Origin of the sequence: Streptomyces sp. SYP-A7185 (assembly GCF_046103685.1) — a bacterium.
Lineage (GTDB): Bacteria > Actinomycetota > Actinomycetes > Streptomycetales > Streptomycetaceae > Streptomyces.
This window is the reverse complement of the sequence record NZ_CP122310.1, coordinates 1,599,805-1,622,125: the sequence shown is the minus strand read 5'-3', so window position 1 is coordinate 1,622,125 and position 22,321 is coordinate 1,599,805. Positions and strand designations below refer to the sequence as shown.

General features: G+C 72.9%; 23 protein-coding genes. 19 read left to right on the top strand and 4 right to left on the bottom strand.

The window, feature by feature from the left end:
• The first annotated feature begins 156 nt into the window (after nt 1-156).
• The 14 genes from QBL25_RS06920 to QBL25_RS06855 all read left to right on the top strand — a co-directional run bounded on the left by QBL25_RS06920 (nt 157) and on the right by QBL25_RS06855 (nt 12,331).
• Nucleotides 157-1,137, top strand: a complete 981-nt coding sequence (locus QBL25_RS06920) for an Acg family FMN-binding oxidoreductase (protein WP_409056110.1) — start codon at nt 157-159, stop codon at nt 1,135-1,137.
• Between the two features lie 141 nt (nt 1,138-1,278).
• Nucleotides 1,279-2,187, top strand: a complete 909-nt coding sequence (locus QBL25_RS06915; RefSeq protein WP_409056109.1) for a universal stress protein — start codon at nt 1,279-1,281, stop codon at nt 2,185-2,187.
• A 137-nt stretch (nt 2,188-2,324) separates the two neighbouring features.
• Nucleotides 2,325-3,329, top strand: coding sequence for a Stealth CR1 domain-containing protein (locus tag QBL25_RS06910; RefSeq protein ID WP_409056108.1), 1,005 nt, complete (start codon nt 2,325-2,327; stop codon nt 3,327-3,329).
• A complete protein-coding gene (locus QBL25_RS06905; protein WP_409062572.1) occupies nt 3,269-4,102 on the top strand; it encodes a stealth conserved region 3 domain-containing protein in 834 nt (277 codons plus the stop codon). Before QBL25_RS06910 ends, QBL25_RS06905 begins: the two co-directional genes overlap by 61 nt.
• The gene (locus QBL25_RS06900) at nt 4,099-5,049 is read left to right on the top strand and encodes a site-2 protease family protein (protein ID WP_409056107.1); all 951 of its coding nucleotides are present in this window, start codon (nt 4,099-4,101) and stop codon (nt 5,047-5,049) included. The genes QBL25_RS06905 and QBL25_RS06900 overlap by 4 nt, the downstream gene beginning before the upstream one ends.
• The gene (locus tag QBL25_RS06895) at nt 5,046-5,498 is read left to right on the top strand and encodes an OsmC family protein (RefSeq protein ID WP_409056106.1); all 453 of its coding nucleotides are present in this window, start codon (nt 5,046-5,048) and stop codon (nt 5,496-5,498) included. Before QBL25_RS06900 ends, QBL25_RS06895 begins: the two co-directional genes overlap by 4 nt.
• Nucleotides 5,499-5,683: 185 nt before the next feature.
• Nucleotides 5,684-6,004, top strand: coding sequence for a hypothetical protein (locus QBL25_RS06890; RefSeq protein ID WP_409056105.1), 321 nt, complete (start codon nt 5,684-5,686; stop codon nt 6,002-6,004).
• A gap of 88 nt (nt 6,005-6,092) precedes the next feature.
• A complete protein-coding gene (locus QBL25_RS06885; protein ID WP_409056104.1) occupies nt 6,093-6,587 on the top strand; it encodes a universal stress protein in 495 nt (164 codons plus the stop codon).
• A gap of 42 nt (nt 6,588-6,629) precedes the next feature.
• The gene (locus QBL25_RS06880) at nt 6,630-6,767 is read left to right on the top strand and encodes a hypothetical protein (RefSeq protein WP_409056103.1); all 138 of its coding nucleotides are present in this window, start codon (nt 6,630-6,632) and stop codon (nt 6,765-6,767) included.
• Between the two features lie 40 nt (nt 6,768-6,807).
• Nucleotides 6,808-8,622, top strand: coding sequence for an acetate--CoA ligase (acsA, locus tag QBL25_RS06875; protein ID WP_409056102.1), 1,815 nt, complete (start codon nt 6,808-6,810; stop codon nt 8,620-8,622).
• Nucleotides 8,619-9,647 carry a pyruvate dehydrogenase (acetyl-transferring) E1 component subunit alpha gene (gene pdhA / locus QBL25_RS06870; RefSeq protein WP_409056101.1) on the top strand — a complete coding sequence of 343 codons (1,029 nt, stop codon included), beginning with the start codon at nt 8,619-8,621 and terminating at the stop codon, nt 9,645-9,647. The genes acsA and pdhA overlap by 4 nt, the downstream gene beginning before the upstream one ends.
• Nucleotides 9,644-10,624 (top strand): alpha-ketoacid dehydrogenase subunit beta, encoded by a 981-nt coding sequence (locus tag QBL25_RS06865; RefSeq protein ID WP_409056100.1) that lies wholly within the window; start codon nt 9,644-9,646, stop codon nt 10,622-10,624. The genes pdhA and QBL25_RS06865 overlap by 4 nt, the downstream gene beginning before the upstream one ends.
• Nucleotides 10,617-12,086, top strand: a complete 1,470-nt coding sequence (locus QBL25_RS06860; protein WP_409056099.1) for a 2-oxo acid dehydrogenase subunit E2 — start codon at nt 10,617-10,619, stop codon at nt 12,084-12,086. Before QBL25_RS06865 ends, QBL25_RS06860 begins: the two co-directional genes overlap by 8 nt.
• Nucleotides 12,086-12,331 (top strand): acyl carrier protein, encoded by a 246-nt coding sequence (locus QBL25_RS06855; protein ID WP_409056098.1) that lies wholly within the window; start codon nt 12,086-12,088, stop codon nt 12,329-12,331. The genes QBL25_RS06860 and QBL25_RS06855 overlap by 1 nt, the downstream gene beginning before the upstream one ends.
• A 93-nt stretch (nt 12,332-12,424) precedes the next feature.
• Here the strand turns inward: QBL25_RS06855 and QBL25_RS06850 are convergent, their stop codons facing one another.
• Nucleotides 12,425-13,411 (bottom strand): universal stress protein, encoded by a 987-nt coding sequence (locus tag QBL25_RS06850; RefSeq protein ID WP_409056097.1) that lies wholly within the window; start codon nt 13,409-13,411, stop codon nt 12,425-12,427.
• 294 nt (nt 13,412-13,705) lie between these two features.
• Here QBL25_RS06850 and QBL25_RS06845 point away from each other — a divergent pair, with 294 nt between their 5' ends.
• The 4 genes from QBL25_RS06845 (at nt 13,706) to QBL25_RS06830 (ending at nt 18,838) form a co-directional block, all read left to right on the top strand.
• Nucleotides 13,706-14,608, top strand: a complete 903-nt coding sequence (locus QBL25_RS06845; protein WP_409056096.1) for a universal stress protein — start codon at nt 13,706-13,708, stop codon at nt 14,606-14,608.
• 71 nt (nt 14,609-14,679) lie between these two features.
• Nucleotides 14,680-15,189: a flavodoxin domain-containing protein gene (locus tag QBL25_RS06840; RefSeq protein WP_409056095.1), complete on the top strand. Its 510-nt coding sequence runs from the start codon at nt 14,680-14,682 to the stop codon at nt 15,187-15,189.
• A gap of 78 nt (nt 15,190-15,267) precedes the next feature.
• Nucleotides 15,268-16,245 (top strand): universal stress protein, encoded by a 978-nt coding sequence (locus tag QBL25_RS06835; protein WP_409056094.1) that lies wholly within the window; start codon nt 15,268-15,270, stop codon nt 16,243-16,245.
• A gap of 193 nt (nt 16,246-16,438) precedes the next feature.
• Entirely contained in the window at nt 16,439-18,838 is a 2,400-nt protein-coding gene (locus tag QBL25_RS06830; RefSeq protein WP_409056093.1) for a glycoside hydrolase family 65 protein, read from the top strand.
• A 60-nt stretch (nt 18,839-18,898) separates the two neighbouring features.
• Here the strand turns inward: QBL25_RS06830 and QBL25_RS06825 are convergent, their stop codons facing one another.
• Nucleotides 18,899-19,735 carry a universal stress protein gene (locus tag QBL25_RS06825; protein ID WP_409056092.1) on the bottom strand — a complete coding sequence of 279 codons (837 nt, stop codon included), beginning with the start codon at nt 19,733-19,735 and terminating at the stop codon, nt 18,899-18,901.
• Nucleotides 19,736-19,926: 191 nt separating this feature from the next.
• On the opposite strand from QBL25_RS06825, the gene QBL25_RS06820 reads away from it, so the two are divergent.
• Nucleotides 19,927-20,343 (top strand): Hsp20/alpha crystallin family protein, encoded by a 417-nt coding sequence (locus QBL25_RS06820; RefSeq protein WP_409056091.1) that lies wholly within the window; start codon nt 19,927-19,929, stop codon nt 20,341-20,343.
• Between the two features lie 120 nt (nt 20,344-20,463).
• On the opposite strand, the gene QBL25_RS06815 is transcribed toward QBL25_RS06820, so the two are convergent.
• Complete coding sequence (locus tag QBL25_RS06815; protein WP_409056090.1) at nt 20,464-21,336, bottom strand: universal stress protein; 873 nt, start codon at nt 21,334-21,336, stop codon at nt 20,464-20,466.
• Nucleotides 21,337-21,427: 91 nt separating this feature from the next.
• Nucleotides 21,428-22,291 carry a universal stress protein gene (locus tag QBL25_RS06810; protein WP_409056089.1) on the bottom strand — a complete coding sequence of 288 codons (864 nt, stop codon included), beginning with the start codon at nt 22,289-22,291 and terminating at the stop codon, nt 21,428-21,430.
• Between the last annotated feature and the right edge of the window lie 30 nt (nt 22,292-22,321).

The following is a 22,321-nucleotide window of genomic DNA, read 5'->3' as shown; positions in this document are numbered from 1 at the left end:
CCGTCCGGGCCACTCGGCACGGGTGCGGGCCGTCCGGCCCCTCCTCGGGCCCCGTACGGCCGCCGCACGCTGGGAACGGCCGCCGGAACCCCGTACGCCGGGAACGGCCGCCGAAAACCCGTCGTCTTCGCGACACGCGGCGTGGAGGAGTTCCCGATGAAGTCTCCGACTCTCGACGACACGACCCTGGAGGCGCTCGTCGCCGCCGCAGTGGCCGCCCCCTCGATCCACAACACCCAGCCGTGGTGCTTCCGGCTCGACCCGGACACCGTCACGCTGGAGATCCGCGCCGCCGCGGCCCGCGGCCTGCGGCACACCGATCCCACCGGGCGGGCCCTGCATCTCTCCGTCGGCTGCGCCCTGTTCAACTTGCGGCTGGCGGTGGCGCACTCCGGCCGGGAACCGGTCTTCCGCCTGCTGCCCAGGCCGGATGAGCCCGATCTGCTCGCCGCCGTGCGGTTGGGAGGCAGACTGAGGGCTACCTCACCCAGGCGCCTGTACGACGCGGTGTGGCGTCGGCACAGCAGCCGGCTGCCCTTCTCGGACCGGCCGTTGCCCCCGGAGGTGTGGGCCGAGCTCAGGGATGCCGCCCACGCCGAAGGCGCGTTGCTGAGCTTTCCCGCGCGGGACGCGACCGACTGCTTGCTCCGGATCACGAGGGAGGCCGAGCACCGCAACACCGCGGACCCCGACAGGGCCGCGGAGAGCCGGAGCTGGGTGCTCGGCCCCCACCTCACGGACCTGGGGATGCCGCCGGAGGCCCTGGGCCGGCAGGACTTCCGGGAGCTGCTGCCGATGCGGGACTTCGGCGCCCACCGGCATCCGGCCGCGCTGTCCGCCCGGCCCTTCGAGAAACGGCCGACGGTCGCGGTGCTCTCCACGGGCCACGACCGCCGGGCGGACTGGCTGCGCGCCGGACAGGCCCTCGAACGCGTCCTGCTCGTGGCCACCGCCCACGGCCTGCGGGCATCGCTCCTTCATCAGGCGCTGGAATGGCCCGACCTGCGGCTGCGGCTCCTGCCGCCGGTGAGCGCCCGGCGCGGCTGGGCCCAGATGGTGATCCGCCTGGGGTACGGCCCGCAGGGGCCGGCCACTCCGCGCCGCCCGGCCCGGCGGGTCCTCGTCGACGGTGCCTGACGGGGGCCTGCGGAGCGGCCGTCGGCCCCCTGGTACGTACGTGAGGGGCCGGTCGGCCCCAGTCAGGTACCTGTGGCCCCTGCACGGCCGGTCCGGCCGGGATCACGCTTGGGGCACAAGCGGTTTCAGGAGGTGGATACCGTGACCCAGCCCGTCATGGTGGGCCTGGACGGCTCGCCGGAGAGCCAGGCAGCGGCCGAATGGGCGGCCCGTGAGGCCGAGTTGCGTCGGCTGCCGCTGAGACTGGTTCATGTGTGGGAGCCCCTGCCGCAGCCGACCGTGCAGGCGCCACTGCTCGGCGCGGAGACACAGCAGCGCTGGAGCAGGAAGGTGCCGCGCGAGTCGGCCGAGGGGCTGCGGCTGCGCCACCCGGGGGTCGAGGTCACCGCGGAAGACCTCTCCGGGCCGCCCGCGATCCTGCTGGCCGGACTGGCGCGAGAAGCCGAACTGCTCGTCCTCGGCTCCCGCGGTCTGAGCGGCATCACCGGATTCCTGGTCGGCTCGGTCGGCCAGGCCGTGGTGGCGCGTGCCACGCGGCCGGTGGTCCTGGTCCGCGCCGGGGAGCAGGCCGCGGACGAGCATCGGATGGACCCGGCGGGCATTCCGTCGGCCGCGACCCCCTACCGGCCCGTGGTCCTGGGACTTGCCACCGAGCGCGAACCGGATCCCGCCCTCCTCGGGTTCGCCTTCGAGGCGGCCGCCCACCGTGCCACGGCCCTGCGCGTCGTCCACGGCTGGCACCCACCGCCCTACTACGCCTTCGGCCTCGCCGCCGACCCCGGATTCCACGACCAGCTGTCCGGCCGGGAAGCCACCGCCCTCCGCGATCTCCTCCGCCCCTGGCGGCAGAAGTACCCCTCCGTGGAGGTCGTCGAGGAATGCCGGCACGGGCCGGCGGCCGACCACCTGACCGCCGCCTCGCGTGACGCCTGCCTGGTCGTGGTGGGCCGCGGCACCCGGCGGAGCACCCTCGGCGCCCGCATCGGCCCGGTCACGCACGCCGTCCTGCACCACGCCGCCGTCCCCGTGGCCGTCGTCGCCCACGGCTGACCGGCAGACGACTGACCGGCATGTGGGGGCCCATGAGCAGCAGGGGGGGGAGGCAGAAGATGAGAAGGGGGTCGGAAGTCCCGGTCGGCGGCGCGGCAGGCGTCCGTGCGCCGAAACGCTCAGGGGAGGGCGTCTCTGTGCCCGGACCGCTTCGTGCCGCGGAGAGTTCCTGGCTGCTGCGGCTGTACCGGAGGGTGGTTCCGGTGGCCGTCCGGCGCGAGATCGTCGCGCGTACGTCGGCCAGGACCCGCACCGGAGCCAAGCGGAGCCTGGCCATGGTGCCCTCGGCACGCCATCTGCTGGGCCGGGCGCAGGCCCACCGGCTGGTGCGCCGTTACCCGCGGCTGAGCACCGGGGAAGACCGTGCGGTGCGCATGGTGCGGGGAGCGGCGAAAATCGTGCTCGTACGCTCCGACGTGACCGCGCTGGCGGCCCGCAACGCCAATGAGGCGCTGGTGCGCCAGACTCTGGACGCCGCGGGGATCGACCACTTCTGCGTGCGCGGACGCAACCACAGCTCCGCGGTCGTCGCCGTCCCCGAGAAGCACCGTGGAGCGGCGCTCCGGGCACTGGCGGACCGGTGCGGAGCCGTGCCCGGTTACGTCGGCGTGGGGGGCCGGCGGTCGGCCACCCGACCGGGCTTCACGCGTGCCGTGTGGCGGACGGCCGGCCGGTGCGACGTGATCCGCCTGACCTGGTATCACAGTGACCCGACCGGGCAGCTGATCCTGGGGCCCAAGTACGGCTGTGACGTGGAGTTCTGGTCGGCCGACGACACGATGCTGGTGGCCCCGAGGCCCAACCGGACCGCTGATCGGGTGCCCCTCGGCGACACTCCGGTGAGTGTCTCGGACTCCCTGTTCACCGGTCTGGCCTCGCCGGCGCATCCGTTGGTGCCGGTGCGTACCCGCAGGGAGTTCGCCCTGCCCGGACCGGAGGATGTCCGCTTCCCGGTGGACGCCGTGTACACCTGGGTCGACGGCAGCGACACCCGGAATGGCTCCGCCGTCGTGCGGCCTGCGCGGGGCACGCCTATCACGCGCAGTCCGCGAACGCCGCCCGTTACGTCAGCCGGGACGAGCTGCGCTATTCGCTGCGCTCGCTGCGGCAGTACGCTCCCTGGCTGCGGACCGTCTACGTGATCACCGACGACCAGGTCCCGCCTTGGCTCGACACCGCAGTCCCGGGGCTGCGCGTCGTCAGCCACAAGGAGATCTTCAGCGATCCGAGCCTGCTGCCGACGTTCAACTCCCATGCCATCGAGAGCCAGCTGCACCACATCGACGGACTGTCCGAGCACTTCCTCTACTTCAACGACGACGTGTTCCTGGGGCGGCTCACCATCCCCCAGGACTTCTTCGTGGCCAACGGCCTGACCAAGTTCTTCCCCTCTCCGGTGCTCATTCCGCCGGGGCCGCCGAGCGGGGAGGACCCCCCGGTCGACGCAGCCGGAAAGAACACCCGTGCCCTCATCCGGGCGACCTTCGGCACGGTGATCGCCCAGAAGATCAAGCACACCCCGCACGCGCTGCGGCGCAGCGTGCTGTACGAGATCGAGGCGCGGTTCCCCGAGCCACACCACGCCACCGCGAGCAGCCGGTTGCGCAGTCTCGACGATCAGGCCGTCGTGTCCTCGCTGCACCACTACTACGCCTTCCACACCGCACGCGCCGTCCCGGCACGACTGCGCTACGCCTACCTGGACCTGTCCCACCCCGGACTCGGCGTGCGACTGGACAGATTGCTCGCCCGGCGGGACCGGCATGTCTTCTGTCTCAACGACACGGTTTCCGAGGAGGCCGAACGGGCGGAGCAACAGGCTCTCCTCACGGCCTTCTTGGAGGCGTACTTCCCCGTACCGAGCGTGTATGAGGCCGGTCGCCCCCGGCCTGGGCCGGGGAGGCGGTCACCGTGAAGGGGACGCTGCCTCTGGGGCGTATCGCCGGCATACGCGTCGGACTGCACTGGAGCGCCCCGGCGGGCGCAGTCCTGGTCGCGACCGCACTGGTCCGCTGGCGTTTCCCCACTGCGCATCCCGGCGAACAGGACTGGCTCGACTGGCTGTTGGGGCTCGTCGTCGCGGCGGCTCTCCTGGCCTCGCTGCTCGGGCACGAACTGGCCCACGCCCTGGTCGCCCGGCGGAACGGACTTCGGGTCGAGGGCATCACCCTTGGGCTGCCCGGCGGCGTCGTTCGCCCGCGCGATGCGCCGAAGGACCCGGGGGCGGAGCTCAGGATCGCCGTAGCGGGTCCGCTGACCAGCGCGGTCGCAGCGCTGGGTGCCACCGGGACGGCTGCGTGGATGGAGGTGTTCGCCGCGCCCGAGGCTGCCGTGGAGGCCGTGCTCTGGCTCGCCGCGGCCAACGCCGCGCTCGCCCTGCTCCAGGCCCTGCCCGCCCCGCCTCTGGACGGCGGCCGGATGCTGCGCGCCGTCCTCTGGCGCCGTACCGGCGATCGGTGGCGGGCCGCGTGGAGTGCCGCGGCGACCGGGCGGTTCCTGGGCTGGTCCCTGCTGTTCACCGGGTGTGCCTTCGTGCTGCTCATGAGCGACCTCCGTGGTCTGGGGGCGGCGTTGTCCGGCTGGTTCCTGATCCGGGCGGCCGCCGCGGCGGCGCGTGAGGCCGCGCTGTGCACAGCTTCGGGCGGAGCGGCCGTGCGGCGGGCCACGAGGCCTGCCTCCGATGATCGCCCCCGGCCGGCGGGCCCTCGCCCGATGCCCCGGCACCGCGCCCCGCGGTCGCCGTCCCTCGCCGACGTGGACCGGAGACGTGACACGCCCCCGGGTGACGCAGCGATCGGCGCTCCCCAGGAGCCGCCACCGACCGGTCGCCGCGCCCCGGAGAGGAAGGAGGAAGAGCCATGAACAACGTATTCCCGGCCCGTGAGGTGCCGCTGCGCCGGGCGCCGATCGCCCCCGAGGGCCGGATCGACGTCACCCACGTCTCGGGGCCGTCGTACGCGGTGTTCGTGCGCGACCACGAACTGACCGTCGACCAGCCCGTGGAGGCGGGCGGTGACAACGACGGGCCGACTCCGGTGGAGTTGTTCGTCGCCTCACTGGCCGCGTGCGTCGCGTACTACGCGGGCCAGTTCCTGCAGCGCCACCATCTGCCGTACGAGAATCTGAGGGTCCGGACGGAGTTCGACATGGCCGGGGACCGCCCGCCCAGGGTCGCGGCCGTACGGATGCGGATCCAGACGCCGGGCCCGCTCACCGCTGCCCGGCAGGAAGCCCTGCGTGCCGTCGTCGACCACTGCACGGTGCACAACTCCTTGCGCCGGCTGCCGCGGATCAGCGTGGACATCGGCTGACGGAACGGCCCCCGGAAGGGGGGGTCGACCGGTACGCCTTCGGGGCCGGGCGGCCCCTCCCCGAGGGCCGGCGGACGGAGCACCGTGGTGGCAGGGAAGGCGGAAGGCGGGCTTCACCCGCCTCCTCCGACCCTTGACTCCTGGCACTTGCCGCACGCACCGGAAAGGCGGAGGAACTCATGTACGTGTTCGGGACAGTGGCCCTCTTGGGCCTTGCCGTGCTGGTCGTGGCCAAGATGATGCCTGCCCTGGCTCAGGAGATCGTGGCCCTGGTCCTGATGGCACTTGGAGTGGGAGCGGCCTGGCTCGCCGACTTCGACCTCTTCGCGGCCTGGGAGCTGGGTGTCCGCAACGAAGCCATCGGCATCACCCTGACCGGATTGCTCATCGCGGGCGCGGGCTACTTCTGGCGAGAGGTGCTTCGGTTCTTCGCCGGTGCGGCCCGGAAGTTCACCGATGAGGCCAAGACCATCGAAAAGACCGAGCAGCTGCGCCGCGTCGCCTGAGCGGCCCGACGGCCGGGGTGGGGCCGGACCCACGGCCTATCCCCGGCCGCCGCCCGACGGGCGAGGGCCTGGACGAGGAGGCAGGACCATGCGGGAATCCCGGAGCCTGATCGTGGGGGTGGACGGTTCTGCCGCCGCCCTCGCCGCACTGCGGTGGGCCGGCCTCGGCGCCCGGCTCCTCGGCGCCGAAGTGGTGGCGGTGCACGTCTGGCAGCCGTCCGCGGCGATGCGCGCCCCGTACGCGCCCGTCGGAGATCTGCGCACACAGGAGCAGGACCGCAGCCATGCCCTGGACATTCTCGACGCGACGGTGGCTCAGGTCCGCGAACGCGACCCCGAGGTCGCCGTGCGGACGCTCCTCGCTCAAGGTGCGCCGGCGCGCGTGCTGCTGGACCACTGCCGCCACGCTCTCCTGCTCGCACTCGGCAGGGGAGCGCGGGAGGACGTGACCCAGCCGGTCCTCGGTGCGGTAGCGCGAACGTGCATACGGCATGCGACCTGTCCCGTGGTGACCGTGCCGGAGTCGCTGCTCGACGCCGCACCCGCCGACCCGGCCTGGCTGCCCGAGCCGACAGCGGTCTGACCGGCCCCGCGTTCACCGGATGGCGGAAGGGAGGTGCAAGCCATGCAGACGACACTCACGGTGACGTTCTGGCAGACGTTCTTCGCTCTGCTCTTCCTCGCGATGGTGCTCCTCTTCGTGCTCACCCTCGCGGCAGAAGTCTTCTACGACCTGACTCACCGGCACCCCAGGAGCCGGTAAGCACGGCCCCGGACTCACCCACCCTCAAGGAGACGTCAGAATGGACCGAAAGGTGATCACCAAGGGGGTGCGGCCCCGCCTCGCGCCCAACCTCGTCGACTACGAGCGCGCCCGTGCTGAGTTCAGCTGGGAAGCGGCCCGTTCGTCTCTCGCCGGATTGCCCGGCGGAGGCGTCAACATCGCCTACGAGGCCGTCGACCGGCACGTGACCGAGGGGCGGGGCGGGCACACCGCGCTGCGCTGCGTACGCCGTGACGGGTCCGTCGATTCCGTTTCCTACGCGCAACTCGCCCTGCTCGGAAACCGGTTCGCGCAGGTGCTGCACTCGTTGGGGGTGGAGCGCGGTGACCGGGTGTTCACGCTGCTCGGCCGCTGCCCGGAGCTGTTCACCGTGGTGCTCGGCACGCTGAAGCGAGGCAGCGTGCTGTGCCCCCTGTTCTCCGCGTTCGGCCCCGAGCCGGTCGCCCAGCGCATGATCCTGGGCGATGCCCGGGTCCTGGTCACCACGGAGCCTCTGTACCGACGCAAGGTCGCGCCGATCCGGGACCGGCTGCCCGAGCTCCGGCACGTGCTGATCGTGGGTGAGCGGCGTCACGGCTTTCCCGGCACCGTCGCCCTCGACCCGCTGATGGCCGAGGCGAGCGAGGACTTCACCCTGCCGCGCACCCGCCCCGACGACATGGCGCTGCTGCACTTCACCAGTGGAACCACCGACGTGCCCAAGGGGGCGGTCCACGTCCACGAGGCGGTGGTGGCTCACCACGTCACCGCCCGGTACGCCCTGGATCTGCACGCCGAGGACGTGTACTGGTGCACCGCCGACCCGGGCTGGGTCACCGGCATGTCCTACGGCATCATCGCCCCGCTCACCCACGGGGTGACCCTCGTGGTGGACGAGGGCGACTTCGACGCGCGCCGCTGGTACCGCATCCTCGGCCAGGAGCGGGTCACCGTCTGGTACACCGCACCCACCGCGATCAGGATGCTGATGCGGGCCACGCCGCGCGAAGGGCCGCACCATCTGCCCCGCGGCCACAACCTGTCGGCACTGCGCTTCGTCGCCTCGGTCGGCGAACCGCTCAACCCCGAGGCCGTGTGGTGGGGTGAGGACGTTCTCGGGCTGCCGATCCACGACAACTGGTGGCAGACCGAGACCGGCTGCATCATGATCGCCAACTTCGCGGCGAGCCCCCTCAAGCCGGGCTCCATGGGGCGCCCGCTGCCCGGTGTGGAAGCCGCGGTCCTCGCCCGCACCCCGGACGGGCGGGCCCTGCGGGGACCGGTCCACGTCATCGATTCACCCGACCGCGAAGGGGAGCTGGCGCTCCGGTCCGGCTGGCCCTCGATGTTCCGCGGCTATCTGCACGCCAAGGACCGCTACGAGGAAGCCTTCGCGGACGGCTGGTACCTGACCGGGGACGTGGTGCGCCGTGACGCCGACGGGTACTTCTGGTTCGTCGGACGCGCGGACGACGTGATCAAATCCGCGGGGCACCTGGTCAGCCCCTTCGAGGTGGAGAGCGTGCTGCTCGAACACCCCCTGGTGGCCGAGGCCGGAGTGATCGGCCGCCCGGACGCCACCGCGGGCGCCGTCGTCAAGGCGTACGTCTCCCTGCGCCCCGGAACCGAGCCCGGTGACGATATGCGGCGGGACCTGCTCGCTTTCGCCCGCCGGCGCCTCGGCCCGGCGGTGGCGCCCCGTGAGATCGCCTTCGACCAGCACCTGCCGCACACCCGAAGCGGCAAGGTCATGCGTCGTCTGCTGCGCGCCCGTGAGCTGGGACTCCCCGAAGGCGACACCTCCACGCTAGAAGCCCCGCCGGAGCCCGGGCCGTCGAAGGAGGGTGCATCATGACCGCGCCTCGCCGCAGGAAGGCCGCTTCCAAGAAACCCGATCCGAGCCCCGCGGCCAAACACCACCGCGAGCTCCTCGCCGGGATGCTGCTGATCCGCCGCTTCGAGGAACGGTGCGTCGAGCTCTACAGCAGCCAGAAGATACGGGGCTTCGTGCACCTCTACATCGGCGAGGAGGCGGTCGCCGTCGGTGTCAGCGCTGCCCTGGACGCCCAGGACGCCGTCGTGTCCACCTATCGCGAACACGGTCATGCCCTCGCCCGAGGGGTGCCCGTCGAGGCCGTGATGGCGGAGATGCACGGCAAGTCCACGGGCTGCAGCGGTGGCCGTGGCGGCTCCATGCACCTCTTCGACACGGCCCGCCGCTTCTACGGCGGCAACGCCATCGTCGCCGGCGGACTGCCCCTGGCCGCGGGCATCGCCCTCGCCGAGAAGCTACGCGGTGGCCATGGCGTCGTCTGCTGCTTCTTCGGCGACGGGGCTTTCGCCGAAGGGGAGTTCCACGAGACCGCGAACCTCGCCGCCCTGTGGAGCCTGCCCCTGCTGCTAGCGTGCGAGAACAACCTCTACGCCATGGGCACCCCGCTCGCGGTGGAGCACGCCCAGACCGACCTGGCGATGCGTGCCGCCTCCTACGGCATGCCGGCCTGGGCCGTCGACGGCATGGATGTGCTCGCCGTCGAGGAGGCCGCGCGCCGTGCCGTCGACACCATCCGGGCCGGACACGGGCCGCACTTCCTGGAGTTGCGCACCTACCGGTACCGCGCGCACTCCATGTACGACCCCGACCGCTACCGGGACAAGGACGAGATCGCCCGGTGGCGCAGGCGCGACCCCCTCGACGTGCTGGCCGAGCGCATGCGTACGGACGGTGAACTGGACGACGAGCTCCACGCGGAGCTCGCCCGAAAGGCGGCGGCCGAGGTCTCCCGCGCCGAAGCCGAGGCCGAGGCCGCACCGGTGGAGCCGGAAGCGGACCTGCTGCGGCACGTGCACACCGAGGAGACCAGGGAGGCCCTGCCATGACCACCACGTACCGGGAGGCCGTCCGCGAGGCTCTGCGTGAGGCGCTCACCGCGGACGATCGTGTCTTCCTGATGGGGGAGGACGTGGGAAAGTACGGCGGGGCCTTCGGGGTCAGCCTGGGGCTCCTGGAGGAGTTCGGGCCCCGGCGGATCCGTGACACCCCGCTGTCGGAGTCGGCCTTCACCGGGATGGGCATCGGTGCCGCCATGGCGGGCCTCCGACCCGTCGTCGAGATCATGACGGTCAATTTCAGCCTGCTCGCCCTGGACCAGATCCTCAACAATGCCGCCACGCTGCGCCACATGTCCGGCGGGCAGATCTCCGTTCCCGTCGTGATCCGCATGACCACCGGGGCCGGACGCCAACTGGCGGCCCAGCACTCCCACAGCCTCGAGGGCTGGTACGCGCACATCCCCGGCATCCGGGTCCTGGCGCCGGCCACCCTGGAGGACGCCCGGACGATGCTCGCCCCCGCGCTGGCCGACCCCGACCCCGTGGTCATCTTCGAACACGGCTCGCTCTACAACGCCTCGGGTGAGCCCGGCCGATCGGACGCCCCGGTGAGCATGACGTCCGCCGCGGTCCGCCGTCCCGGTGCCGACGTCACCGTCATCACCCACGGCGGCTCGCTGCCCAAAGCTCTCGCGGCGGCGGATCAGCTCGCGGCCGAGGGCATCCGTACCGAGGTGATCGACCTGCGTTCCCTGCGACCGCTCGACGACGCCACCGTGATGGCGTCGGTGGCCAAGACGCACCGGGCCGTGGTCGTCGACGAGGGCTGGCGCACCGGCTCCCTCGCCGCCGAGATCTCGGCCCGCATCACCGAGCAGGCCTTCTACGAACTCGACGCTCCGGTGGGCCGGGTGTGCAGCGCCGAAGTGCCGATCCCCTACGCCCGGCACCTGGAAGAGGCCGCCCTGCCGCAGCCCGCGGCCATCGCGGCGGCGGCCCGGAAGGCGGTGGGAAGCCATGGGTGAGTTCACGATGCCCGCACTCGGCGCCGACATGGCCGAGGGCACCCTCACACAGTGGCTCGTGAGCCCCGGCGACACGGTGGACAAGGGCGACCCGGTCGCCGTCATCGAGACGGCCAAGTCGGACATCGAGGTGGAGTGCTTCGAATCGGGGACGGTGGCGCGTCTGCTGGCCGAGCCGGGCGACGTACTGCCGGTGGGGGCGCCGCTCGCCGTCATCTCCGGCGCCGGGGAACAGCTGCCCGAAGACGCCGGGCCGGCGGCCGAGGAGCCGGCACCGCTCGCGCGGGCGGCGGCAGACGCCCTCTCGACGGCGGCACGCCCGCACACCCCGGACGGGGCGCCGCGCCCGGAGGCCGGCCCCCTGGTCCGGCATCTCGCCGCCGAACGCGGCATCGATCTCGCCGCCGTGCGCGGGACCGGAACCGGAGGGCGGATCACACGGGCCGACGTCGAGCGGGGCGAGTGCGTCACCTCCCGGAAGGCAGCCCCCAAGGCGGGGCCCCGCATGACCTCGCCGGGGGCGCGGATCCGTGCCACGCCTTACGCCCGGCGTCTCGCCGCGCAGCTCGGCGTCGACCTGGCCACGGTCACCGGCAGCGGAGAGAACGGAGCCGTACGGGCGGCGGACGTGCGCGAGACGGTCCGCGGAGAGGCCGCTCCCGACGCTGCCGGCACCGCATCCGTGCCGCCGGTGCCGGCAGAGGACCGGAGCACGGATGGGACCCGGCCCTCCGGGGCCGCGGTGGAGACGGCCGTCGACGGCGCGGTCCCCGAGACGGGGTCCGCCGACAACCGCCGTTCGGCGGCGATGCGCCGTGCCGTCGCCGACCTCATGAGCCGTTCCAAGCGGGAGATCCCGCACTACTACCTCGCCACCACCATCGACATGTCATCCGCCGCCGCGTGGCTGCGGACCCACAACCGTGGCCGTCCGGTGGCCGAGCACCTGGTCCCAGCGGCCCTGCTGCTCAAGGCCGCGGCGGTGGCGGCACGGCAGGTGCCGGAACTCAACGGTCACTGGGGCGAGGACGGCCTCGAGCCGTGCGACCACGTGCACCTGGCGGTGGCCGTCTCGCTGCGGGGCGGCGGGCTGCTCACCCCGGTGCTGCACGAGGCCGAGTCCCTTCCGGTCGCGGAACTCATGGGCGAGCTCAAGGACGTGGTGCAGCGGGCCCGCAGGGGGCGGCTCAGGGGCCGGGACATCTCCGGCGCCACGCTGACCGTCACCAGCCTGGGCGACCAAGGCGTCGACTCGGTCTTCGGCGTGATCCATCCACCACAGGTGGCGCTGGTCGGTTTCGGTTCCGTCGTCGAACGCCCCTGGGCGGCCGACGGCATGCTCGGAGTGCGGCCCTTGGTCACCGCCACCCTCTCCGCCGATCACCGTGCCACGGACGGCGCGGTCGGCGCCCGCTATCTGAACGTCGTCAGCCGACTGCTGCAAGCACCCGAGGAGCTGTGATGAACCAGACCCAGGCCCTGGAACTCGTCAAGGAAGCGATCCTGGAGATCGTGCCGGACGCCGACCTCACGGACGTCGCCCCCGACGACAAGTTCCGCGAGGTCCTCGAACTCGACTCGCTGGACTTCCTGAGCCTCGTCGAGCGGCTCGCGCACCGCACCGGTGCGCGGATCGACGAGGAGGACTACCCCGCTTTCGCGACCTTGACGGGCGCCTCGGAGTTCCTGGCCGAGCACGCCGCCTGAGAGTGAAGCGGACGCCTCGTTCCCGGGACTCCGGTGGCGTGCCACGGACCCCGCAGGCTCCGGGCCGCGCGCTCGTCCGCCGGCCCGGCGGGGTCATGCCCGCCGGTCGCGGGGAAGCCGGCGCGCATAACGCCCGACCGCCGTTCGGGCGCCCCGTACGAGCCGGGCGGCGCCAGGCCGTCCGAACGGCCGGAGATACGTGACCGGCCGCGGCACCGCGACGACCGGGCACGGGACGTGCCGCAGCACCCGGGCCACGACCGGGCCGGACAGGTTGCGCGGGCCGTGACCGCCGGCGCCCACCACCAGGGCGAGGGCGTGCGCGGATTCGCGGGCCAGCATCCGGGCCGGGTCGCCGCGGAGCACCCCGTGTCGCAGATCCACGTCCGGCCGCGTGGTCCGCCAGCCCGCCACCATGTCCGCCATGAGCACGCGGCACTCCCGCAGCGCGGCCCGCTCGTCCAGGACGCCGAGGAGAGGCGGATGCCACACGTACAGCACCCGCACGGCCGCACCGCACCGGGCCGCCGCGTCAAGGGCATGCACGACGGCCGCCGCGGGGTGGCGACGGCCGTCCCAGCCGACGTCCACCCCCACGACGATGTACGGCGGTGCATGTCTGGTGACCGCGGGTTCGCGCACGACGACCACGGGGCAAGCGGCGTGCCTGATGACCGGCAGCGCGACGGGAGGTGCGGCGAACGCTCCCCCGCGCCCGGCCGGTGGCCGGGAGCCGACCACGACGGCCGCCGCCGAGCGGCTCTGCTCGCGCAGGACGACCACCGGCGCGTCGTCGGCGAGGAGCGTCGAGACGTCCAGGCACGGGTGCCGGTCGCGCACGAACGCGACCGCCTCGCGGACCGCTCCCTCCGCGGTCCCGCGTGGGGCCCCGACCCGTCGGTCGGCGCGACGGCGTGCGGCAGCGGAGAGCTGCCCGTCGGCCGGCCGTCCCCGGGCAAGCACCAGTCGGAGGGGGAGACGGCGTCGGAAGGCCTCGTCGGCCCCCCACGCAAGGGCGACGCGGCGGGACGGATCGGCGGCGAGGCCGACCACGATCGGTGTGCGTTCCGCCGCCGTCATCGTCGCCTCCGTGCGTGTCTCGACGCCGAGGAGACAGCCGGGCACGTCCGCGGGCGGAAGCGGATCACGTCCGTCACAAGAGCCCGCTGGACGAGCCGGGCGTGATGCCGGGGCACGGCAGGCCCCGGACCTCGGCGAATGTCGTTCTCCGCACAAGTGTCGTGACGGGCCGGACCGTTGCGCAGGGGCCGACCGGCCCTCGCCGTGGCCTGGACGGCCCGACAAAGAGGCTGCTCGGACCCTGCACTCCGGCCCGCCCACCTCCGACGCTGGTGGTACAAGGAGGTGGAGACGATGCTCCGGTCGATCGTGGTGGGTCTGGACGGTTCCCGCGAGAGCGTCGCCGCGGCGGACTGGGCGGCCAGGGAGGCCGTGCGCCGCGGGCTGACGCTGCGTCTCGTCCACGCGTGGGAGGTGGTCCCGGGCGACGACCAGCCCGTGTCGCCGGCCGGACTGCGGATCCCGCAGTACTGGGCGGGGAAGGCGCTGCGCACCGCGCAGCGGCAGCTCGTCGGGCGCTATCCGCAGTTGACGATCAGTGCCGAGCAGATCAGGCGCCCGGCGGTCCCGGCCTTGGTGACCGAGGGGGAGACCGCCGAGTTGCTCGTTCTCGGAAACCAGGGGTTCGGCGGACTCGGCGGTCTCCTCGCCGGCTCGGTCGCCACGGCCGTCGTGGGGCAGGTGCGCTGCCCGGTCGTGCTCGTCCGCGCGGATGCGTGCGGGGCGGGCGAACGGCTGCCGGAGCCCGAGGGCAGCCCGTCGACGCGTACGCCCTGCCGGAAGGTGGTGCTCTGCGTCGACGTGCGCAACGAGTCGGATCCGCTGCTGGAGTTCGCCTTCGAGGAGGCACACCTTCGACGCGCTCCGTTGCGGGTGGTCTACGCCTGGCAGGTGTCCGGTGCCCGGGCCGACAGGGGCCGGGAGAGCGCCGCACGGACGGTCAGGAGCCGGGAGGCCGGATGGGCGCTCGACGCCGTGCTGGAACCCTGGCGGGAGAAGTTCCCGGACGTGGAGGTCCGGACCCGGACCGCGCAGGGCCGCCCCGTTCGCGAGGTGCTCGGGGCCGCGTGTGGTGCCGGGCTGCTCGTCGTCGGCCGCCGGGTGCGTCACGTGCCCGTCGGAGGGCGAGTGGGGCGGGTCACCCACACGGCGATCCACCGTGCGACATGTCCGGTTGCCGTGGTCGCACACGACTGAGCCGACCGCGGCGCGCGACACGCGAAGCGCGCCCCTCCGCGTGCGGAGAGGCATGTTCTGGAGGTGGGGACATGAATGTACTCGTCGGATACGCCACGGTGCACGGGTCCACCCGGGAGATCGCCGAACGGCTCGGTGCGCGGTTCGCCGAAGCCGGGCTGCGTGCCGACGTGCGGCCGATGGAGGAGGTCGAGGACGAGGACGCCTACGGCGCTTTCGTCCTCGGCAGCGCCGTGCACGGGCAGGCCTGGCTGCCCGAGGCGAAGGAGTTCTTGCGCCGCGGCGGGGAGTTGCTCGGTGCACGACCCGTGTGGATCTTCAGCGTGGGCATGCCCGGCTCGCTGCGCGGACCGTGGAAGCGGATCGCCCGCAAGGAGATCCCCGTCATCACGGAGGATCTTCCGGGAGACATCCCCTACCGCCGCCACTGGTTGTTGTCGGGGGTGATCCGGCACGCGCACCTGCCGCTGATCGGCCGGGTGATCTTCCGGCTCATGGGCTGCCGGTACGGGGACCACCGCGACTGGCCGGCCATCGACGGCCTGGCGAAGGAGGTCATCCGCGGACTGTCCGGACCCTGAGGGCTTTCGTCGGCCGTGAGCCGGGACGCACGGCCCTGGTACGGACGCCAGGACTGCGAGTCGGTGGAGGGGTGAATCATGCTGCGGTCGGTCATTGCCGGAGTCGACGGATCCGCCGAGAGCCTGGCGGCGGCCGAGTGGGCGGCGCGGGAAGCGGTGCGCCGAGGGCGGCCGCTGCGACTGGTCCACGCATGGGGCAGGAGCCCGCACCCGCCCGCTTCCGTGTCGGCCCGCACGGCCCGGCGGGCCGAGGCGGGGCGGGTTCTGCGCGCGGCTGTGGCCCGTGCCGAGCGAGCCTGTCCGGGGCTCCGACTGCTGGAGACGCAGGTCCAAGGACCGGCCGTCACGGCTCTGTGCCGCTTGGCGCAGGACGCGGACCTGCTCGTGCTGGGCCGAAGCGGACGGCGGGGCGTCGGCGGGCTCCTGGTCGGCTCGGTCGCCCGCGGGGTCATCGACCACACGCGCTGCCCTGTCGTTCTTGTGCGGGCCGGGGAGGGAGCGGCGGAGGAGGGCGCGGGCCGGCCGGGCGTCGGCGAGCGGCCCTCGGAGAGGGGGCCGGGTCGCGAGGTCGTCCTGGGGATCGATCTCGGCGACCCCTGCGACGAGGTGATCGGCTTCGCCTTCGACGCGGCCCGGTCGCGCGGGTGCGGCCTGCGTGCCGTCCATGGATGGCGCGATCCCTCGCCTCTGGTGCTCGGACCGGGTGAGATCGGTCTGCTGGAAGATCCTCGACGTGAGGAGGCGGAGTGGAGCGGATTCCTGACCGCTCTCCTGAAGGTCTGGCGCGAGACGTATCCGGACGTACCGGTGGTCGAGAGCGTGAGGAAGGGAAACGTGGCACCGAGGCTCCTGAGCGCCGCCCGAGGAGCCGCGCTGCTCGTCGTGGGCCACCGGCTGTCCGGCCGGCCGCGCACGGGCTCCGTCACCCATGCCGTGATGCAGCACGCAGACTGCCCCGTGGCCCTCGTCCCGCATTTCCGGTCACTCGCTCGGATCGGCTCGTGGGGCCCGGTCGGCCCCTGCCCAAGCCGGTCCGGCCGTGGAACCGTGACGTGAAGCGCACCGGGCGACACGGCACGCGCAGCCCCGGAAGGGGCTGACTGCCGCGGATCGCGGTACGCGGGCGCACGGGCCGTCAGCGGCACCCACCCTTACGGGACGGGGGTGCTCGTGACCCCCGTACCTCGAACGGGACTCCGCCGCGAGGCCGGTGAGGTGTCCGGGAACTTCTGGACGGAGGGGAAGAACCATGACGGAGCCCATCGGGAGCTGGGTCTGGGAGTACGAGGGATACGATCCGGCGGACGAGAGGCTCAGGGAGTCGCTGTGCACGCTGGGCAACGGCTACTTCGCCACGCGGGGGGCGGCACCCGAATGCCCGGCGGACGAGGTGCACTACCCGGGGACGTACGCGGGGGGCTGCTACAACCGGCTCACCTCGCACGTCGCGGACCGCCGGATCGAGAACGAGGACATGGTCAACCTGCCCGACTGGCTGCCCCTGCACTACCGGCTGAAGACCCCCGAGGGGGTGGGGGAGTGGCTCACCCCGGACTCCCCCGAGCTGGTTGCGCTGCGGCAGTCCCTCGACGTCCAGTCCGGCCTCCTGGAACGCTCCCTGAGGTACGAGGACGGGCGGGGGCGGACGCTGGCGGTGCGTCAGCTGCGGGTGGTCCACATGGCCGACCCGCATCTCGCCCTGCTGCGGACCGAGTTCACTCTGGAGGGTCCGCCCGGCGCCCTGGAGGTCGAGGCGGCTCTGGACGGGACCGTCACCAACGCCGGTGTGGAACGCTACCGGCAACTGAACTCCCGGCACCTGACGCACGTCCACACCGGAGACGGCGACGCCGCCGACACCGTGTGGCTGCGCTGCCGCACCACCACCTCCGACGTACGGGTGGGCCTGGCCGCCCGCACCACGGCGGGCGCCGCGAGGGCCACGACCACGCACGAGGCGGGCCGGGCCGCCCAGCGTTTCGAACTCGGCCTGGAGCCGGGACGCACCGTCACCGTCGACAAGACCGTCGCGCTGCACACCTCGCGCGATCCGGCGATCAGTGACCCCCTGCACTCGGCCGTCGACCGAGTGAGCCGTGCGCCCGGCTTCGACGAACTCCTCGAATCACACCTCACCGCCTGGGACCAGCTGTGGCGCAGGGCTGAGCTGGACGTACCCGGTGAGGCGGGCCGCATCCTGCGCCTGCACCACTTCCACGTCCTGCAGACCCTCTCCCCGCACACCGCCGACCTGGACGTCGGCGTGCCCGCCCGCGGACTGCACGGCGAGGCCTACCGCGGCCACGTCTTCTGGGACGAACTGTTCGTCCTGCCCTACCTCAACCTGCACTTCCCCGAAGTCTCCCGGGCGCTGCTCACCTACCGGCACCGGCGCCTGGAGCAGGCGTGCGCCGCGGCACGGGACGCCGGCCGGGCCGGGGCGATGTTCCCCTGGCAGAGCGGCAGCGACGGGCGGGAGGAGACACAGCAGCTGCACCTCAACCCGCGCTCGGGGCGCTGGCTGCCGGACCACTCCCGGCTCCAGCACCATGTGGGGTCGGCGGTCGCGTACAACGTGTGGCGGTACTGCGAGGCCAGCGGGGACGCCGAGTTCCTGCACACCAAGGGCGCCGAGATGCTGCTGCAGGTCGCCCGCTTCTGGGCGGATTCGGCGACGTACGACGAGAGCCTGGGCCGGCACCGGATCCGTGGTGTCGTCGGGCCCGACGAGTACCACGACGCCTATCCCGACGCCTCGCGGCCGGGGCTCGACGACAACGCGTACACGAACGTCACGGCGACCTGGGTCCTGGCCCGGGCCCTGGACGTGCTGCGTGATCTGCCGGAACCGCGCAGGCGGGAACTGGTGGAGCGGATCGGGCTCGACGGCGGCGAGATCGAACTGTGGGAGGACGTGTCCCGCACCCTCCATGTGCCGTTCCACGAGGGGGTGATCAGCCAGTTCGCGGGCTACGGAGACCTCGCGGAGCTGGACTGGGACGGCTACCGCGCCCGCTACGGGGACATCCGCCGCCTCGACCGGATCCTGGAGGCCGAGAACGACACGGTCAACCGGTACCAGGCCTCGAAACAGGCCGACGTGCTGATGCTCGGCTACCTCTTCCCGCCGGCCGAACTGCGGGGACTCTTTGACCGGTTGGGCTACGCGCTGGACCCGGACACCTGGCAGCGCACCGTCGACCACTACCTGCGGCGGACCAGCCACGGCTCCACGCTCAGCGGCCTCGTGCACGGCTGGGTCCTCGCCAGGGTGCGGCGTGCGGGGGCCTGGAAGTTCGTCCAGGAGGCGCTGGAGGGGGACATCGCCGATCTGCAGGGCGGCACCACGGGAGAGGGCATCCACCTCGGCGCGATGGCGGGCACGCTCGACCTCGTGCAGCGGGGCCTGACGGGTCTGGAGGCACGCGGAGGCGCCCTGTGGCTGGACCCGGTGCCGCTCCCGGAACTGTCCGAGTACGGCTTCGCCCTGCGCTACCAGGGCCACTGGGGTGTGCGGCTGCGCATGCGGCCCGGCAGTCTGCACATCGCCGTGCCGTCCTCCGACCGTTCGCCCATCGACATCGAACTGCCGGGCCGGACCGTCTCCGTCGCGCCGGGGGAATCCTGCGACCTGGTACTGCCGGACTGACGACGGGCGGGAGTGAACGCGCCCTGCCGAAGCAGCTCTTGGCCCCTCGGGACGCTCAGGTCACTCGGGCACCACGGCGACCGGGCAGCGGCTGTGGTGGACGAGCGCGTTCGCCGCGGGGCCGAGCCGCGTGTCCCGGCGGCCGACGACGATCAGCTCCGCCCGGGCCGAGGCACGCACCAGGGCATCGGCCGGGGACTGGAGCACGACGTCCGGCCATACCCGGACGCGCGGGTACTTCTCCTTCCACGGCCGCAGGGCGTCGGACAGGAGCTGCTCCTCCTGGTCCTCCCAGCGGGCGCGGTCCCTCTCCGGGACCGGGAACGGTGTCCGGGCCGCCGCGGAAGCGGGGAGTGCCCAGGAGTGCAGGGCGCGCAGCCACCGGCCCGAGTGCCGTGCGGCATCGAAGGCGAAGTCGACGGCGGCGTCGACCGGAGCGCGCGCATCGATGCCGAGCGTGATGACGTCGGACCGGGAGTCGGCGCGCCCGGCGACGACCCCGCCCGGGACCAGGACCACCGGACAGCGGCAGGCCTCGGCGGCGCCCAGGGCCGTCGAGCCGAGGGCCAGCCCGGCGAAGCCGTCGGCCCCGCGCGTGCCCAGCACCAGCAGGTCCGCGGGCGCGGGCAGGTCGAGCAGGGTCCGCGTCGCCTGCCCCGTCAGGCGTATGCCCTCGATGTCCGACTCCGGATGGCGCCGGGCGAGCTCCGCCACGAACCTGCCGGGCAGGGGCACCGGACGGTACGGCCAGAGCTCGGCGAGCTCGTCCGGGGAGAGGGCGGACACGTGGACCACCGTCAGCGGCAGACCGCCCCGCTCGGCTTCCCGGGCCGCCCAGAAGGCAGCGGCCCGGCTGCGTGGTGAGCTGTCGACACCCACGATCACTGAACGTCGCATGGCGCTTCCCCCGTTCGTGGTGGAGCGAGCCTCTCCTCCTACGTTGCTGGCCGCCTCGTCCGGGCGCCAGAGCCGGTCGGGCACCTCTGGGGCCCGGCCGGCTCTCGTCGGTACCGGACGGCCGCGCGACGCTGGACACGAGAAGGACGGGAACAGAACGGAAGAACGGAGGCGAGAGGAACATGATCGGCATGATCGACAGGTTGCAGGGCATGCCCACGACGCTGCCGGACCTGTTCGGCTGGATCGAGGCGGGGGTTCCCGGGCTGCACCCGGCGCCCGGGGTGCACGGGATCCGGATCGAGGAGTCCCTCACGGACGGGACGTACTCCCTGCGTGCTGAACTCCCCGGCATGGACGCCGCCAAGCACATCGACATCACGGTAGCGGACGGCGTTCTGACGCTGCGCGCCGAGCGCGCGGCCGTCACGCCGGACAAGCACCACTCGGAATTCCGCTACGGCACCTTCGCCCGTGCCGTCCGGCTGCCTGCCGGCGCCCGCGGCGACGAGGCGAGCGCCGACTACAAAGACGGAATTCTGACCGTCACGGTCCCGGTGCCGGAAGGGAAGACGGCGAGCCGGGCCATTCCGGTGCGGCACATCTGAGCGCGGTGCGCGCGTGCCGCACCAGCCCGCGCGGTCGAGTCGGTGCGGCTGCGCGGGCGCTTCGCGCGCCGCTGTGAGCGCAGTCAAGCGGGAGCGGACCCCTCAGGCGTAGCGGACCCCTCAGGCGTGCGGAACGATCGCGACCGGGCACCGGGCGTGGTGGATCACCGAGTGCGCGGTCCGTCCCAGATGCGCCCCCGCGGGAACACGGCGGCCGACGGCGAGCAGGCAGGCGTCCGCAGCGGACTTCACGAGATGGTGGCCGGCAAGACCGTGCACGAGCCGCTCGGTGACCTGTACGCCGGGGAACGTGTGCCGCCAGGGGGTGAGCGCTGCCGTGAGGTGACGGGATTTCAGCACGCCGGGCTCCGTGGCACCGGCGGCATCGGCGGCATCGGCGGAGGGAACCAGCGGCATCGACCAGGCGTGCACGACGTGCAGCGGCGCGCGGCGGCCGGCCGCCGTGGCGAAGGCGAACTCCAGCAACTCGTCGCAGGGCCGCTCCAGGTCCAGGCCGAGCACGACCGGAGGGCCCGGCTCGTCCGTCGGCTCCTCGGGTTCGCCCAGGGGACGGCCCGCTGTCCGCACCAGGACCACCGGGCAGGCCGACCGGGCCGCGACCGTCAGAGCCACCGAGCCGACCAGGACGCCGGCGAGGGCGCCGAAGCCCCGGGAGCCGAGCACCAGCAGAGCGGAGGATTCCGCCGCTGCCGTCAAAGACCGCGCCGGCTCCCCGGATACCTGCTCGCGCACGATCTCCAGAGCCGGGTACGCGTCCGAGAACTGCCGGGCGGCGCGGTCGAGCGCGCCGCTCTCGCGGCGGAAGGGGACCTCGATCTCCGGGAGACGGCTGCGCTCCTCGGGCTGGTCGAAGGCATGGATCAGGCGGAGCGGAACGTCTCGGCGCAGGGCTTCGCGGGCCGCCCAGTCGGAGGCGGCCAGGCTCTCGGGCGAGCCGTCGACGCCTGCGGTGATCATGTGCCGCATGGGCATGGTGAGCACCTCCGGGGTGCGGTCGGAGCGCCGACCCGTCCAGGTCCGGTCGGCGGCGTCGGCGGCCGGGTCGCCGCACGCGGGTGCGTGTTCAGACGTGCGGGATCACGGCCACCGGGCAGAGCGAGTGGTGGAGCAGCGCGTGGTTGACCGGGCCGAGCTGCATGCCGACGTGTGCCTTGCGGCGGCGGGCACCGACCACCACGAGATCCGCCGTGCGCGAGGCGTCGAGGAGCACCGTGCGCGCATGGCCCTCGGCGCTCTGGCGGCGGACCTCTATGTCCGGGTGGGCGGCGGCCGCGTCCCGTACGGCCGCCTCGACCTGGGCGGAGGCACGCTTCTGGTGCTCGTCGCGGACCATCGTGGGAAAGTCGGGGACTTCCAGGGCCGGGCAGCGCCAGGCGTGGACGACGGCGACCGAGGCGCCGCGGGTCCGTGCCTCGCGGAAGGCGAACTCCACTGCGGGGGAACCCTCTTCGGGGTCGTCGATGCCGACCACGACGGTGCGGAAGCTGCCCGCCAGGCTCTCCTCACGGCCGCGTACGACGATCACCGGTGATGTCGCGTGCGCGGAGACGGAGAGGCCGACCGAGCCGAGCAACAGTTCGGCGAGTTCGCCGCGCCCCCGGCTGCCGACCACGAGGGCCCCGGCGTCCGGAGCGAGCCGTACGAGAGCGAGGGACGGGTCTTCCGGCAGCACTTCGCCCGTCACCTTCACGGCGGCGCCGCGGCGCCGCGCGCGCTCCACCGCCGAGGCCACGATGTGGTCCGAAAGGACCTGCACCGAAGACCGGTTGATGCCGAAGGACGGCTCGTGTCCCTCGTACCACTCCCACCGCGAGGCGTGGACGACGCGCAGCGGAACACCGTGCGCCGCTGCCTCGTCCACCGCCCAGTCCAGTGCTTGCAGGCTCGGGTCGGAGCCGTCGACCCCGACGATCAGCGGCTTGTCCACCGTGCCACCACCTTTCGGCATGCCCCCGGC

Coding starts and splice junctions, on each gene's coding strand:
- QBL25_RS06815 (WP_409056090.1), bottom strand. CDS start 21,336: ATGCCCATGCGGCACATGATCACCGCAGGCGTCGACGGCTCGCCCGAG.
- QBL25_RS06840 (WP_409056095.1), top strand. CDS start 14,680: ATGAATGTACTCGTCGGATACGCCACGGTGCACGGGTCCACCCGGGAG.
- QBL25_RS06855 (WP_409056098.1), top strand. CDS start 12,086: ATGAACCAGACCCAGGCCCTGGAACTCGTCAAGGAAGCGATCCTGGAG.
- QBL25_RS06860 (WP_409056099.1), top strand. CDS start 10,617: ATGGGTGAGTTCACGATGCCCGCACTCGGCGCCGACATGGCCGAGGGC.
- QBL25_RS06885 (WP_409056104.1), top strand. CDS start 6,093: ATGCGGGAATCCCGGAGCCTGATCGTGGGGGTGGACGGTTCTGCCGCC.
- QBL25_RS06825 (WP_409056092.1), bottom strand. CDS start 19,735: ATGCGACGTTCAGTGATCGTGGGTGTCGACAGCTCACCACGCAGCCGG.
- pdhA (WP_409056101.1), top strand. CDS start 8,619: ATGACCGCGCCTCGCCGCAGGAAGGCCGCTTCCAAGAAACCCGATCCG.
- QBL25_RS06865 (WP_409056100.1), top strand. CDS start 9,644: ATGACCACCACGTACCGGGAGGCCGTCCGCGAGGCTCTGCGTGAGGCG.
- QBL25_RS06830 (WP_409056093.1), top strand. CDS start 16,439: ATGACGGAGCCCATCGGGAGCTGGGTCTGGGAGTACGAGGGATACGAT.
- QBL25_RS06880 (WP_409056103.1), top strand. CDS start 6,630: ATGCAGACGACACTCACGGTGACGTTCTGGCAGACGTTCTTCGCTCTG.
- QBL25_RS06895 (WP_409056106.1), top strand. CDS start 5,046: ATGAACAACGTATTCCCGGCCCGTGAGGTGCCGCTGCGCCGGGCGCCG.
- QBL25_RS06850 (WP_409056097.1), bottom strand. CDS start 13,411: ATGACGGCGGCGGAACGCACACCGATCGTGGTCGGCCTCGCCGCCGAT.
- QBL25_RS06845 (WP_409056096.1), top strand. CDS start 13,706: ATGCTCCGGTCGATCGTGGTGGGTCTGGACGGTTCCCGCGAGAGCGTC.
- QBL25_RS06835 (WP_409056094.1), top strand. CDS start 15,268: ATGCTGCGGTCGGTCATTGCCGGAGTCGACGGATCCGCCGAGAGCCTG.
- QBL25_RS06820 (WP_409056091.1), top strand. CDS start 19,927: ATGATCGACAGGTTGCAGGGCATGCCCACGACGCTGCCGGACCTGTTC.
- QBL25_RS06920 (WP_409056110.1), top strand. CDS start 157: ATGAAGTCTCCGACTCTCGACGACACGACCCTGGAGGCGCTCGTCGCC.
- acsA (WP_409056102.1), top strand. CDS start 6,808: ATGGACCGAAAGGTGATCACCAAGGGGGTGCGGCCCCGCCTCGCGCCC.